Annotated in this window: 14 protein-coding genes and 1 pseudogene; 3 read left to right on the plus strand and 12 right to left on the minus strand. The window is 47.1% G+C overall.

Going from position 1 to position 14514, the window contains the following annotated elements:
* Positions 1–610: 610 nt before the first annotated feature.
* Positions 611–1288, plus strand: coding sequence for a Crp/Fnr family transcriptional regulator (locus AB4Z29_RS24605; RefSeq protein ID WP_441945713.1), 678 nt, complete (start codon positions 611–613; stop codon positions 1286–1288).
* 195 nt (positions 1289–1483) lie between these two features.
* Here AB4Z29_RS24605 and AB4Z29_RS24610 read toward each other — a convergent pair whose 3' ends face one another.
* From AB4Z29_RS24610 to AB4Z29_RS24665, 12 genes and pseudogenes are all read right to left on the minus strand, one after another.
* Positions 1484–2026, minus strand: a complete 543-nt coding sequence (locus AB4Z29_RS24610) for a hemerythrin domain-containing protein (protein WP_441945631.1) — start codon at positions 2024–2026, stop codon at positions 1484–1486.
* A 164-nt stretch (positions 2027–2190) separates the two neighbouring features.
* A pseudogene (locus AB4Z29_RS24615) lies at positions 2191–2673 on the minus strand (radical SAM protein); the annotation flags it as partial.
* A 17-nt stretch (positions 2674–2690) separates the two neighbouring features.
* Positions 2691–3971 carry a molybdopterin molybdotransferase MoeA gene (locus tag AB4Z29_RS24620; protein WP_441945632.1) on the minus strand — a complete coding sequence of 427 codons (1281 nt, stop codon included), beginning with the start codon at positions 3969–3971 and terminating at the stop codon, positions 2691–2693.
* A 15-nt stretch (positions 3972–3986) separates the two neighbouring features.
* Positions 3987–4604: a molybdenum cofactor guanylyltransferase gene (mobA, locus tag AB4Z29_RS24625; protein ID WP_441945633.1), complete on the minus strand. Its 618-nt coding sequence runs from the start codon at positions 4602–4604 to the stop codon at positions 3987–3989.
* A gap of 71 nt (positions 4605–4675) precedes the next feature.
* A complete protein-coding gene (locus AB4Z29_RS24630) occupies positions 4676–6172 on the minus strand; it encodes a nitrate/nitrite transporter (protein WP_441945634.1) in 1497 nt (498 codons plus the stop codon).
* Between the two features lie 206 nt (positions 6173–6378).
* Positions 6379–6681, minus strand: coding sequence for a hypothetical protein (locus tag AB4Z29_RS24635; protein WP_441945635.1), 303 nt, complete (start codon positions 6679–6681; stop codon positions 6379–6381).
* A gap of 21 nt (positions 6682–6702) precedes the next feature.
* Positions 6703–7029 (minus strand): hypothetical protein, encoded by a 327-nt coding sequence (locus AB4Z29_RS24640; RefSeq protein ID WP_441945636.1) that lies wholly within the window; start codon positions 7027–7029, stop codon positions 6703–6705.
* Positions 7026–7214: a hypothetical protein gene (locus AB4Z29_RS24645; protein WP_441945637.1), complete on the minus strand. Its 189-nt coding sequence runs from the start codon at positions 7212–7214 to the stop codon at positions 7026–7028. The genes AB4Z29_RS24640 and AB4Z29_RS24645 overlap by 4 nt, the downstream gene beginning before the upstream one ends.
* The gene (locus AB4Z29_RS24650; RefSeq protein WP_441945638.1) at positions 7204–7737 is read right to left on the minus strand and encodes a Rieske (2Fe-2S) protein; all 534 of its coding nucleotides are present in this window, start codon (positions 7735–7737) and stop codon (positions 7204–7206) included. Before AB4Z29_RS24650 ends, AB4Z29_RS24645 begins: the two co-directional genes overlap by 11 nt.
* Positions 7738–7749: 12 nt before the next feature.
* Positions 7750–8313: a 4Fe-4S dicluster domain-containing protein gene (locus AB4Z29_RS24655; RefSeq protein WP_441945639.1), complete on the minus strand. Its 564-nt coding sequence runs from the start codon at positions 8311–8313 to the stop codon at positions 7750–7752.
* On the minus strand, positions 8310–10484 hold the full coding sequence (locus AB4Z29_RS24660; RefSeq protein WP_441945640.1) for a molybdopterin oxidoreductase family protein: 2175 nt from the start codon (positions 10482–10484) through the stop codon (positions 8310–8312). Before AB4Z29_RS24660 ends, AB4Z29_RS24655 begins: the two co-directional genes overlap by 4 nt.
* The gene (locus AB4Z29_RS24665; protein ID WP_441945641.1) at positions 10471–11511 is read right to left on the minus strand and encodes a hypothetical protein; all 1041 of its coding nucleotides are present in this window, start codon (positions 11509–11511) and stop codon (positions 10471–10473) included. Before AB4Z29_RS24665 ends, AB4Z29_RS24660 begins: the two co-directional genes overlap by 14 nt.
* A gap of 435 nt (positions 11512–11946) precedes the next feature.
* On the opposite strand from AB4Z29_RS24665, the gene AB4Z29_RS24670 reads away from it, so the two are divergent.
* Together AB4Z29_RS24670 and AB4Z29_RS24675 are read left to right on the plus strand one after the other, a co-directional pair.
* A complete protein-coding gene (locus AB4Z29_RS24670; protein ID WP_441945642.1) occupies positions 11947–12675 on the plus strand; it encodes an AfsR/SARP family transcriptional regulator in 729 nt (242 codons plus the stop codon).
* 217 nt (positions 12676–12892) lie between these two features.
* A complete protein-coding gene (locus AB4Z29_RS24675; RefSeq protein WP_441945643.1) occupies positions 12893–14362 on the plus strand; it encodes an S-layer homology domain-containing protein in 1470 nt (489 codons plus the stop codon).
* Positions 14363–14514 lie beyond the last annotated feature (152 nt).

The raw sequence follows: 14514 nt of genomic DNA on the forward strand, positions 1-14514 counted from the left end.
ATTACTCTCAGACAGAACGACGTATTAAGTCTGATAGTGGACAATTTCATTTAACCGCGGCTGAGTTTAGCTGACAGAAGATGGCCCTTGCATGGATTAGGCGTCATTTTTTTATGTCCATTAGCTTTGACTCGAAATAGATTATTTCCCCCGCCGAATCCCATCGAAGATACCATTCCATTCTATATTGTCACTGCCCTCCCTGCTATTGTGCCTCTTACGGCGACGTTCAGGTTTTACATCCACGAGATTGGCAGAATCGACAAATTCCCTCGAGAATAACGGCCTGCGAAGGCTCTTCAGCAACGAAGCACGATGCCCAACCATTCCCATGCACGATCTGTAAATAAGGGAAAACCCTGATTTCTCAATCAGCGCTTTCCCTTATCGAGGTCTCAGAGCTATAAGGGATTTGTCTGTGATTTTCATCACACCTTCTCAGGAAATTTCAAAAGATCAGTAGAACTCCCGATAAACAAACACGGCTAACTCCTTTATCATTAAGGTAACAAGAAACGTCGAGGAGTTGGTCCGCATGACCATTCATTTTCCGGTAAAAGAAGAAAAAACAGCACCCGTTACAACAAATTTCGTTCATCATAAAGGCATTATGGGATTGTTCTCAGAGGCGAATTTCGATAAATTAAAGAGCATTATGTATCTCAAGCAAGCAAAGAAAGGCGAGCATTTATTCTGGGAAGGCGACACAGCGGACAAATTATACTTTGTCATAAAGGGCGGGGTTCGCATCACGAAGATGTCGGAGCTGGGCAAAAGCTTTATCCTGTATTTGCATCAAGCTGGCGATTTGTTCGGTCAAATCGATCCCTTTCAAGATTCTGTACAGGGCTTTAGCGCAGAGGTTACCGCAGATTGCGAAGTAGGCATTATTTTGCGAAAGGATCTGGAAGTTCTAATATGGCAGCATGGCGATTTAGCGATTGAATTTATGAAATGGATGGGCCTCGTTCATCGGATGACCGAAAGCAAATTCCGTGATTTGATGATGTATGGCAAACAAGGCGCGTTGTGTTCGTTACTGATCAGATTGAGCAACTCCTACGGCGTACCCAGTGGCGAGCATGTGCTGATCGACTATAAAATCAACAATTCGGAACTGGCTGATATGATCGGCTCGACCCGCGAGAACGTCAATCGGATGTTAAGCGACATGCGTAAAGAAGAGGTGCTAGAATTACAAAATGGTTATATCATCATTAAAAATGCTGCCTTCCTGCGCAGTATTTGCCATTGTGAAAATTGCCCAACGGAAATATGCAGAATGTAATATCATGCGATACTCCATAAACGTGAAGTGTCTCCAGCTTTAACGTGCGAACACGGGGGGGAGATTAAACCGATATACATGACGGAGCAAATAGATAATAGACAGCCTCCAATTCCCATCAGTAACCAGGCATTGACGCCTAACCCTATCAGCATGACTCCCTATATCGGTTGAACGAAATCAATCCCCATCATTCTATGAAAAAAAGGATTCTAAATCCATTAAAATTTTCTCTGTTAAGGGGAGAATAATTTGTTCTTCCATCGTGAAATGGTCATTCAATAATAAACAAGCCTGCACCAGATGGGCTGCTGCTTCCGCAAGCTCTTTTTTGACGGCTGTCGACTCAATGGCTGTAACCGCTTCGTCGAACGAATGGATAAACGAAACACTCAGTTGATGGTCCTTCTCGAGCACCCATAAGGAAGGCCGTATCGTAGGAACGGGCTCTCGATTAAAATAAGACATGAGGAACGGGAATAAATCCTGTTTCTCCCATTCGACATGCTGCTCCAGATCATACATAAAGGGAAGCAGCCCGCTTCTCAGTTGCTGAAGGATTTGCAAGCCCTTCTCTGTATCATCAATCAGGATGACTTCCTTGGCATGCGATTCAAATATTTTCAATTGATTTCGTAAGTGCTCATGCTCCTCCTTCAGACGGTCGGTCGCAAAGGAAAGCATAGCCGGGTTAGATGATGCAAGCCCTGAACCATTGTTTAAGACCTTTACCTCCATTCCAAATCCCTCCAAATACTCATTTCAATTCACCTTATTGTTTAAGTATATCTGCGCAAGCCGGCTCTAGCTGTGCGGTACATCACACTATCCGCCGATATGCGACATTTCCACTTTTTGTTTAACATGTGTATGTGAAAGCCTCGTTTCAGAATAACGGTCCCCTCTTCTGCTGGAACCACATGCTTCAAACTCCAGCCGTTACTGTTCCCGACATCCATAAACTCAACAAATCGAAGGATATGACCGCGTTCGCGGAAGTACCGGGCCATCGGAACAATATCCTGATCATTGATATTTTTTTGGACGACCATATTTACCTTTACGGATAAGCCTGCGGACGCCGCCGCATCGATGCCTTCCAGTACCCTCGTTGCCGATAAACCTACTCCGTTCATAGCTCCGAACCGATTATCATCCAAGCTGTCCAAGCTCACCGTAATTCGCTCCAGCCCCGCATCCTTCAGCGATTGTGCTTTCAGCTTCAATCGTGAGCCGTTCGTTGTAACAGCCAAATCTTTTACGCCTTCTACTTGGCGAATACGCCAAATGATATCGGTAATGTCTTTACTCAGCAAAGGCTCCCCGCCTGTAATCCGTATTTTTGTAACGCCCAAGGAAACAAAAATTCGTGTTAACCGCTCTATCCCATCATCCACCTCGTTTAATACGGTGTTGTTTCATAAGGTAAAGCAATCAGTTCAACGACCTCGCCGGCAGAGATGCCTGTGGAGCCTGATGGGATCAGGATGAGGCAGTTAGCCTCTTGAATAGAGACCAGCATGCTCGAACTATTCTTCTCCAGCACACATGCCGTTACTTGCTGCTGGGAGATTGTCATCCGCCCTCGAACGTACCGATCATGCGGGCATCCCTTTTTGTAATCAGTCGTTATCGTCGCCTTGATAGGAGACTGAGCAAGGCCATCTATTCCTTGCATCGCAAGCAGTGCAGGACGCGCAAACAGCTCAAAGCCTACAAAGCAAGCACCGGGATTGCCCGATAATCCGAGGACGAGCTTTTTATTTATGACCGCAGCCGAGGTCGGGCTTCCCGGCCGCATAGCCACTTTATTGAAGAGCAGCTCGGCCTCGTTCCCGCTCGTTGCAGCAAAAAATTGTGCCATAACATCATAGTCTCCGACAGATACCCCGCCGCTGACAATCAGCATGTCACATTTCTCTAATACCGCGTGAATTGTGCTCGCCACTTGGTCGATATCATCCGAAACCGTGCCACGGTGGACAACATGCCCCCCGTATTGCTGTATTTGCGCTGCAAGCATATAGGCATTGCTATTGCGTATTTTCCCCGGTTGAAGCGGCTCGCCTACAGCGATCAGCTCACTTCCAGTCGTTAATATACCTACTATCGGACGCCGGTAAACGGGAACCTGCTCATACCCTAGTGAAGCGAGCAGCGCCATTTGTCCAGGCCCCACGCGAGTGCCTGCGCCCATAAGTAGCTGCCCTGACTCTATTTCATCCCCGGGATTCGCAATATTTTGCCCGTACTCGACTTTATGTTTAATTCGGATACAATCCTCTCCATCCAGTTGAAGCTCATCGGTCTGCTCGAACATGACAACCGCATCCGCACCCTCTGGAACGGCTGATCCTGTCATCACACGAATCGCCGTTCCGGGAATCACCCGTTGAGCTGAGACGGAACCCGCAGGCACTTCATCAATCACTCTAAGACATACCTTGTTCTGCGTAGATGCAGATCCAGCTTCTTCACTCCAAACGGCATAGCCATCTAATCCCGACCTTCGAAAATGCGGCATGCATTCCTTCGATAGCAATGACTCCGAAATTCTTCTATGCAAACATGAATCTATCGATGCATACTCGCTGCTTAACGGGCGGATATGCTGCAGAATCACAAGCTGGGCATAGTCAACCTTTACTGCCCTCCGGACGTATTTATCGCTGCCTTTTTTCATTGCATAACCATCCTTTCATCCAGCTTGGTTTGATTTGAAGACTTCCAACCGCTGCATGACCTCGTAGTCGTCAAACGTTTTTATACTGGATACAAAATTCAAGTCAACACCGTTCTCGCACAAATACCGGTCATCCCGCTCACCCCAGAAAATATGCTTTAGCAACGAAGAAAGCTGCGTTTCTCCCTGTTGAAGAAGCGGAACGATATGCGAGGCGCATGTCCGATCATAGATACCGTGTAATGGATACCGCTCACCAGCTACCATAGGAACGACGGCTTCAAAACCATCCCGCTTCCTTTCTAACAATAGCTCAGCCGCTTTATTAGATATGAAAGGCATGTCGCACCCGACTACCCATACAGAAGCGTGCTTCGCGAGAGACAAAGCTGCGTGCATGCCTCCAAGAGGACCTTGGCCTTCATAAAAGTCGGTAATAATACGTACTGACCGATTAACGATATTTAAAAAAGGGGTAGGATCTTGGGTTACGACAATCAACTCATCGCAAATTTCCCGCATTCGATCCAATTGCCTCGCAATCATTGGTTGTCCGCCAAAAGAAAGAAGTGCCTTCAGCTCCCCATTTATTAGTCGATTTGTTCCACCTGCCAAAACCACTCCCGAAAGCATCGCCATCACTTCTCCTATCCCGTTTCTTTTAAACACATGTTAAACAAAAGGATACACTCACGTGCCCGTGGCTATTTGGTTGGTGTCATATCGCTGAACATCGCAGCAAAACATTTGATTTCTCCCGCATCATTGCGAATACAATTAATAGTCAGCCATTCCTGATAGATTTCTCCATTTTTGCGACGATTCCATATTTCTCCTTGCCAGCTTCCTGTACTTTGCAGAGATGCCCACATACCGGCGTAAAATGCTTTATCCTGCTTTCCTGATTTCAGCAGGCTCGCGGTTTGACCAACCGCCTCCTCTGACAAGTAGCCGGTAACTTCAGTAAAGCGTCCGTTAACCGATTGAATAAACCCCTTCGGATCAGTGACCATGATCCCTTGGGAGGTTTGATCCATAATGCTTAGTGTTAAACTCAGCTTCTCCTGATAGTACATCCAGATCACAAGAATTAAGCTAGCCAGAGCCACTTGGGACAGCGCCATAAACCCGATCGCATAGTGTCCTGTCAGATTGAAGAGCGCCGTAAGAAGCAATGGCGGGAAAAAGCCGCCCAAACCTCCCATTGCTGATATGAGCCCATTCGCAATACCCGCCTGCTTCGAGAAATACATCGGAACCAGCTTGAATATCGTACCGTTCCCTGTACCCGCGCATAGCGCGATCGTTAAACATCCTACCGTATAGATTTCAATGGATGGTGCAAAGGATAAGATAACGGCCGATAACGTTAAGCCGCCGAACACAACCATCAGAATGGTAAATGGATTCCATCTGTCCCCCATCCAGCCGCCGACTGGTCTCATGATCGTAGCCAGAACGATGAAGCCGGCTGTCCGGATACCTGCATCGACTTTGGTTAGCTCGAAATGGGAGACCAGAAAGTTAGGCAGGTAAACGGTAAATGCCACGAATGATCCGAAAGTGATGAAATAAAATAAGCATAGCAGCCATAACTTCTCATTCCGGTATACTCCTTTAATCTGTTCCGTCAGAGAGGTGGTGCTTTTCGGCTCATGCTTATCACCAAGCAAAAAATTAATGACGATAAAGATGGCCAGAAGCACGGCATACATCAGTACTGTTTTTTCCCAGCCCATATGATTGGCAACCACCGGTGCAGCGAAAGCCGTTATCGCCGTACCGAGATTACCTATGCCATAAATCCCATTAACCAGCCCATGCTTCTCTTTCGGGTAATACTTAGGCAAAGAGGTAACACCAACAGAAAAGATGGCTCCGCCAATCCCTAACGCCACTCCTCCCATAATGAGGTCGATGAAGGAGTCTGCTACGCTAATCCAGTAGATCGGTGCCAACAGCAGCAGGAAGCTAATAATAAACAACATTCGCGCGCCATACCGATTCGTCCAATAACCCGCTGGAATGCGCAACAAGGAACCAAACAAGATTGGTGTTGCTGTAACCAGAGCCAACTGGCCTGCACTTAATGAAATGTCCTCCTTAATAAATGGAATCAACGAAGACAGAATAACCCAGATCATGAAACCTAAAGCTAGACTGAGTGTTTGAATAGACAATTGACGATTGCTGCTGTTCATGCTTAATCCCTTCCTTCTGTGTGCTTATGCGTTTTGGCATGTATGTCTTGGCTTGTAAATGTATTAAACCATCAAGCCCATATAGGCCGCAGTGACCTTTATCACAAATACATAGCTAAATTAGAAATTCGCCTTGCACCTATGCATAGAAAAAGCCTGTACTCCCGCCTTTTACGGAGTTCAGGCTTCTGTTATTTGGGCATCTCTTACGCTGCTGAGATATCCTCGAAGTATACCCAATACGTTAGCTTGCCTTCGATATCATGAGAAACAAAATGATGTCTCGCGCAGGTATTCTCCAGCTTTGTTGCGCTGCCATCGAATATAGGGACGGATAGAAACTGCGTAGGCTTCAAATAAAACTTTATGAACTTTCCGTCTTCAGCGAGCTTCACTCTGAACAAGGGTGGATATGGCTTTGGTTTCGTCTGCTCTTCTCCTGAATGATCTTCAATCCATATTTCCACCTTGCGTCCTACGTAGGCAGATAAGCCCTTTTCCCATTCCATGATCATCCCTCTTATTCCTTGTTAATTTTCACCGCAATGGCTGCAGCCTTCATGCGCTTCTTTGATATCAAGCTGAATCCGATAGCCCTGCAGCCAGTCCATGAACTGCGGTGCAGCATTCTCCTCCAGGTACGCTAGAATCTCCTCTTCACGCTGCCATTTCGCCATGCCCTTCACTTCTGCTACAACGATATCGACTTGCTCCTGATCCTGCTGCTTCGCTTCCATATACCAGCTGCCTTTACCTATGAATAAGCTTTGTAATTGCTGTTCCACAGCCTGTTCGAATGGAGGCTCCGGCTCATGTTCACGTATGAAGCATAAATCCAAGAAGAATTCTGCTTTCATTTCGCTTTCCCTTCCTTCTTATAGATATATAAGGCAATCGGGAACAGAATGATATTCAATACTGCGAACACAAGAACCAGCTCATATTTTTGATGAAAATAATGATTGACCACGTATTGGGTGCATACGATATTCAGAAAGAGCACAACGCACAGCATGATTACGCCTCTATAGCTACGTTTCATAACGTTTCACTCCCGTAGCAAATACAGCCTCATTCTCTACGACTACAACAATTTCGGGAAGCGGCCTTCTAGGCGGGCCTGCCGTTGGCTTGCCCGACTTGGCATCGAAATAGCCATGATGGCATGGACAGACCATTTTCTCTTCCTCCCGGTTCCAGAAGACAGGACATTTCAAATGCGTACAAGCATTCTGATAAGCCTTGTACTCGTTCTCTCCCAATCGAATAAGCAGCGCAGATTCATGCTCGCTCGGGTAAGCGAATTCGGCAGACTCGCCAATCGCTAGGGAAGCAATATCTACAATTTTCTTTTTCGCATGGCTTTTCGTATGGAATCCCATCAGCTCTTTGGCCGCAAGCCCGCCCCAGGGCAGGGTGGAAATCGCGAATACACCCGCTGCGCCAACCATCGTCTTCATAAACCCGCGTCGATCCAGAAGCCGCTCATTTGCTTTATGGATATTATGTGTATAATTATCTTCGTCGAACGGAATTTTATTGTTTTTCCCATTATCCTTTTCCATTTGCTAACCCCCTTAAAAAAGCTTTTGTTTCCCTTGCAATATACCTGGAAGACTGATCTTCACATTCGTCTCTCCTTCTAGCGGATCGAAAGGCTGATGGCTGGACATCCATTTCCCCAGACGGTGCTGCTCTTGCTTCATTTCCAGCTCATCCTCGGTAATCCATTGCAGCGTATTCGTCGGACAAACAGATGCACACATTGGGGGAATGCCATCCTTGGTCCGGTCATAGCATAGGTCGCATTTGTACATGAGGTTCTGCTCTTCGTCGAACTTAGGAATACCGTAAGGACAAGCAATCGTACAATTCTGGCAGCCGATGCATTTCTCAACCATTGCCGATAATACGGCGCCCTCAGGCGTAATCTGTATCGCTTGCGCCGGGCAGCTGCGGGCGCATGCCGGGTTAACGCAGTGCAAGCACATCAGCGGTATCGTCTGCCGATTGACGAGTGGATTAACATCATATACATAGTTGCGGTTCCGCTCATCATGGCCGCCGCACTGCGTGCACGCAGCCAAGCAGCTTCGGCAGCCAATACAGTTATCCATTTCGATATAAAGCAATTTCTTCACCGTACGGCCTCCTTGCTGATTGCTGTTTTTTCTAACTGAGCCGCGCAGGCCTTGAACTCAGGCATACGGGACATCGGGTCCAGAGCAGGTATGGTCAATAAATTAACCGCCAGCTCATGTCCGAAATGGTAAGGAACAAACACCGTGTCCTTACGAATCGCTTCCGTTATCTTGACCTTGAACTCAGCTTCGCCGCGGCGTGTGTATAATCGCACAAGCTCATCATGCTCTATGCCATACTGTTTTGCCGTAACGGGATGTACTTCAACATATGGCTCTGGGCACATATCATGCAGGAATGGTATTCTCCGTGTCTGATTGCCGGATAAGTAATGATAGACAACTCTCCCCGTTGTTAAGCGGAGTGGATATTGCTCGCATGGCTCCTCGGCTGGGGGACGGTAGGGAAGCGCGCAAATTTTAGCTTTGCCGTCCGCATGATAATACTGATGATCGAGGAACATGTATGGCGTGCCCGGGTCAGCCTCATCCTTGCAAGGCCAGAATACACCGTTTTGCTTCTCAATTTTGTCCCATGTCGCGCCGTAGTAATCTGCATAGCCACCCTTGGAGGCTAATCTGAATTCCTCTGCCACCTTGGCTGCTGTCGTCAGATGAGAGAAATATTTGCCCCGGCCCAATCTCTCTGCAAGCTCGACCGCAATTAACCAGTCCGGCTTCGATTCGCCAATCGGCTCTTGGGCTTTGTTGATTTTGATAATTCTGCCTTCCAGATTCGTTACCGTTCCTTCATCCTCCGACCAAGTAACAGAAGGCAGTACCACATCGGCGAATTCAGCTGATTCCGATAAATACATATCCGAACAAACCATGAAATCCAAGTTCTTCAGTGCTGCTTTCACATAATTCAAGTTAGGTGCTGACACTGCAGGATTAGAGCAAAGCAAGTAAAGCGCTCTGATCGTTTTGTCATGCATAAGGTCGAACATTTCATAAGCCGATACGCCAGGGAGCGGCATTTCTTCCGGCTCGATTCCCCATACCTTGCATACCTCTTCCACGTGCTTGGGATTCGTAATTTTACGGTAGCCTGGCAGCGCATCAGCCTTCTGCCCATGCTCGCGTCCGCCTTGACCGTTGCCTTGTCCCGTTAATGTCGCAACGCCCGCTTTCGGACGACCGATTTTCCCTGTAACCAAGCTCATATTTGTGTAGGCGGATACGTTATCCGACCCTCTCGTTTGCTGCTCAATGCCGCGTGCGAACATGACGATTGCGTTCGGTGCTTTTCCATAAATCTCTGCCGCGCGAATCAATTTCTCCGGCGCTACGCCTGTTATTTCACTCGTATATTCCGGTGTGAATTGACTCACAAGCTCCTTCGTTTCTTCGAAGCCGTTCGTATGAGCCGTTGTGAATTTCTCATCCGCATAACCATTCTGAATCAGAAGATTAACCATGCAATTGGCCAAGGCCAGATCGGTGCCCGGCTTCAGATCCAGATGAATGTCGGCGCGCCTTGCAAGCGGCGTTTCTCTTGGGTCTACAACTATCAGGTAACCGCCGCGGTTCTGTACCTCCCAAACCCGGAACATCGAGGTCGGATGACATTCCGCCGTGTTGCTGCCCGCTATAAACAAGCAATCTGTTTCATGGATATCCGTCCAAGGCAGCGTAGAGCCGCGATCCACGCCAAAGCTTCTAAGAAATCCTGCCGCCGCGCTCGACATGCAGAATCGGCCATTATAGTCAATGTAGCGCGTCTGCAGGCCGACCCTTGCAAACTTGCCCGTTAGATAACACTTTTCATTCGTCATCGATACGCCGCTATAAACGGATAAAGAATCCTTGCCGTACTCCGATTGCAGCTCCTTGAATTTACGAGCAATCAGATCGTAAGCTTCATCCCAAGTCGCTTCCCGGAAGCCCTCCTTCGTTCCCTTCTTCGATGCGTCATCCCGAATCAATGGACGCAGCAGCCGATCATCATGGTTCGTCTGCTGATAAGCTGTAACGCCTTTCGGACACATTTTGCCGAGCGTCACCGGCCAGTCATATCTAGGCTCTACGCCAATGATCGTGTTTTTAGTCGTATCCACTCTCAAATTCATGCCGCATTGCATGCCGCAATAGGAGCAGTGAGTCGCAACTAATTTTTCTTTGGGATGAATGACATTGGGAATTTCTTTATAAAATTTATCCTTTAGCATTCTGGTTAGCCTCCTTGGCCTTGATGTTGTGGGTAGCCACTCCCGCGAACCTCGACATGCGGTATTTACGCCTGCATGGCAAGCACAGCTCAGCCAGATGGAAGCCTTCCGTCATTGCAAATTCGATCTCATTTTGCTTCAACACTTGAATCACATCATCCGACTGCTCCACAGAAACGAATCCCGTACCGCACACCTTGCATGCCTTCATCTCCTGTTCGCCGTAATGCTCACGATAATTTTTCGCGAACACACTGAGCGGGCGGATCGGAATATGCGCCAGCTTGCCGAAGGGCAAATAAATCAGCGTCAGGATAACCGACCATTGATGGATCAGCGTCATAACTGGATGCCCCCAGCCATGAAGGACAATGTTGCTGAAAGTCAGCAGGAGACCCGTGATGCTGATAAACAGCAGCAGATAGAGCGGCAGAAAGTCGTAAACGAAGGTTTGTTCCGCCCGTGCCTGCATGTTCTTGATGCGGCGATACAACGCCATACATACACCGGCAATAACCATAAACGCGGTAATATTCAAAGCATTGTAGAAGAGAAACGCAATCCATCCGTCAGCCTTCACCCTCATGATGTCAAGCCCGAAGCCGACAACCGTATAAGTACCGTTGTCCTCCATTGTGAAATACATCCAACCGAACACGAGCGGAAAAGTTACGCATGCCGAGAGAATGCAGCCCCAGCCCAGCAGCACATGCTGCGTCCAACGATAGACGCCGCGATTCCAGATGAAACGATAGGTCGCTAGATGCTCGACCGACGTTTGCGGAGTGCTTCTGCGGTATAACAGCTTGATCCCCTTCTTAATGATTAATTTGGTTGGCGGACGCTCCGCCCAAGCGATAAACCGGTAGAAGAATCCGCCAATAAATACGATTGTGCCGACCATATAACCGTAAAGCGCTAGATCAATATGCGTGAAAAACCGTGTGCCGATATAAACCAATACAATTAAGGCGACTATGGTCAAAAAATACATTTTCGCGAATTTCGTTGCAAAAGCAAAATTCATAGCAAATTCTCCTTCGTCGTTAATTAATATCCTCATTAAAACATTCCATGTATGTTAAACGCTGTGACGTTTATCACATTGCATGCTTTACACGTTCATGATAAGAAGAAACACTTGACGACGTCCTTTCAATAGACGCCATCGTTTCGTCGAAACGTATAGAGAAAGCATGAGCAAACTCGTATTCTTTCCTATACGTCAAGCGTAGACGACTGAAGCCGTCCTCTGGCGGCAAAGCTAGCGTTTCGCCGTAGAAATCAAGAGAAAGTTCGCGACATGATATACATTCCTATCTTTTCAAAAAAAGAACCTTCCTGAACAAGTCATCCAGGAAGGCGTCATTACAGCGTATTTTCGCTTGGCGAGATGATTTCGCGATGCTACACTTATGGAGAACATTTTCGTGCGGAAATAGACCGCCAAGGAGGAATCAAAATGGAGGATAAGCAAGCCGAAATTCGATGCTTCGGACAATTAATGCTGCTTACTCCCAGCGGTGAAGCGGTGAAATGGCGCACGTCCAAAGCCGAGGAGCTAATGGCCTATCTCGTCCATCATCGGGGAGAGGCTGTAGAACGATCTCGAATCATGGACGCTCTCTGGGGCAACGATGCCGCGAAAACTCCCGCCTATTTCAACACGACGGCGCACTATCTTCGTAATAATCTAATGAACATCGGACTAGTCGATATTTTGCAGCATAACAAGGGAAAATATCGCATTCGAGTCGAGGCGTTCGATATCGATTCGATTGCCTTCGAACGGTGGCTTCACTCCTGCAAGACCATTCATAGCGGCAACATCGCCGAATACGAAAATACCGTTAAGCTGTATATGGGCGGCTACCTGGCGAACAAGGATTACAGCTGGACCGAGCAACGGCGAGCGTCGTTCGAGAACAATTACCTGAAGCTTGTATTGGGGATGAACGACTACTATATGAACGAAGGGTCATACTCTGCCTCGATCCAACTCCTCAAAAGAGCGATTAAACAAATACCATGGAATGAAATCCTGCGCACCCAGCTTATTCTAGCGCATTTGGAGGATCACGACCGCCTCGCCGCCTTGAAACAATTCGATGCGCTTAAACGAATGTTACGACGTGAATACCGGGAAGATCCCAGCGATGAGATCAAACGCTTGATGCATTTAAGGAACTAGGACTTTAAGGCTATTTTCCGCGCAAAAAAGACAATATATCTAGTTTATTCGACAAATTGAAAATTTTGGTATTTAATTGCTTAGGACCTCCACATCCCTTATATATCAAGTGATTTCGGGATGTTTCTTCCTCAAATCCCTTCAAATCTTGTTTACTATCTATCTGCTAAAATAGAACTAAGTTTGACAACTATTACATAGGGATAGGAGTTTGATTATGAAGAAGACATGGATCATTATGAGTCTCGTGGCTTTGCTTAGCTCTTCTGTGCTCGTATTCACACATGACCCTGCACAGGCCAAAACATCAGCAGACTTCACCGATCTTAAGGACCTGGACGCAGCGACCAAAGCCAAGTTCGACGCAATGATCAGTGCTGGAGTCTTTGACGGTGTGGCTGAAGGAAAATTCGGCTTAAAAGAAGAGATGAATCGCGCTCAGTTCGCGAAAGTAGCTGCGTTGATCTACAATTTGGATGTCAATAAAGACTTGAAAACATCCAGCTTTACAGACGTAAAATCGGACGACCCTGCCAACGGTTATGCATTGCCTTATATTGAGGCACTTAAAAAATCGGGAATCACGGATGGATTTAGCGAAGGTACATATAATCCAGCCGGCCAAGTGAGCAAGGAGCAATTAGCCACATTCCTCGTTCGCGGTCTTGGCAAACGCGATGAAGCGGAATCGAAGCCTGGCGTTACCGATAGTACGGTATCCGACTGGGCCAAAGGTTACGTCGAGCTTGCTTTGCAGCTCAAGCTCCTGAATAATAATGTAGATGGCAAATTCGGCGGCTCTACCAGTGCCACAAGAGACCTATTGGTAACTGGTGCTTACGAAGCCAAAGAACAATTCGTAGCTATCAAACCTTCGCCGACTCCAACGGCTACGCCAGTATCTACACCGGTTCCGACGCAAGCGCCTACTCAAGTACCAACTCAAGCGCCCACGTCGACACCAACGTCTTCACCTACATCAACGCCAACTGAATCACCATCGTCACAACCAACATCGACGCCTGCCGTGTCTCCAATTACTTATGGGCTTAAGGTAGGCGACAATTTGAATGCGATCGCGATTACTTATGATCATAATCCGGATAACAGCTTACGTATTACGAGCAGTGCTAATTCAATTCCTGCTCCACTCGTTGGTACGAACATGTCTACAATAGACGCTTTGAAAGAGTACACTTCTGGTGATGACATTACTGATTTTGCGATTACGCAATACCTCGGTTTGTACGAAGTGAACAGCGAAGGAGTTATCTTGAAATTTAGCAGCATCTATTTAAAAGAAGCAATACCGGTGACAATTCCTTCATTTAACTTCACCAAACACGACTTTCAACCAGGCGGTGTCCTAAGCCTCATTCCACTTCCAAACGCCAAATTTCCTGGTGCGGTAGCATGGGAAGTGAAATCCGGTAGCGGTCTAATTGTTGGATTTCCTCCAGCCGGTGCGATATTCGGCGGCGAAGCAGTCGTCACTGAAACTTATTATCCACATCCAAACTCCATCGCGCTTGCAGCTGTAGATAGTGAAGGTAGAATAGTCGGATATACGTTCCAATCTACTGAACCATTATTTGAAGAGGGGCCGGAATTACCTAATCCAACATGCCCCATAAATCCGACGGCATGTTTCCCTATTTTCACGCCTCCTTTTAATCCAATTCCATAATACCTAATCCGTTATTCCATTCAATCAGGCCACACCCAATTATTGGGGGAATGGCCTGTTTTCTATACAGAAACACAAGCTGATTACCTGATTACAAACGATATACTAAATTAATTTGGAAGTGATTACAATTTAACATCCGCTTTGATCAG

This window comes from Paenibacillus sp. 2TAB23, assembly GCF_052115165.1.
Lineage (GTDB): Bacteria > Bacillota > Bacilli > Paenibacillales > Paenibacillaceae > Pristimantibacillus.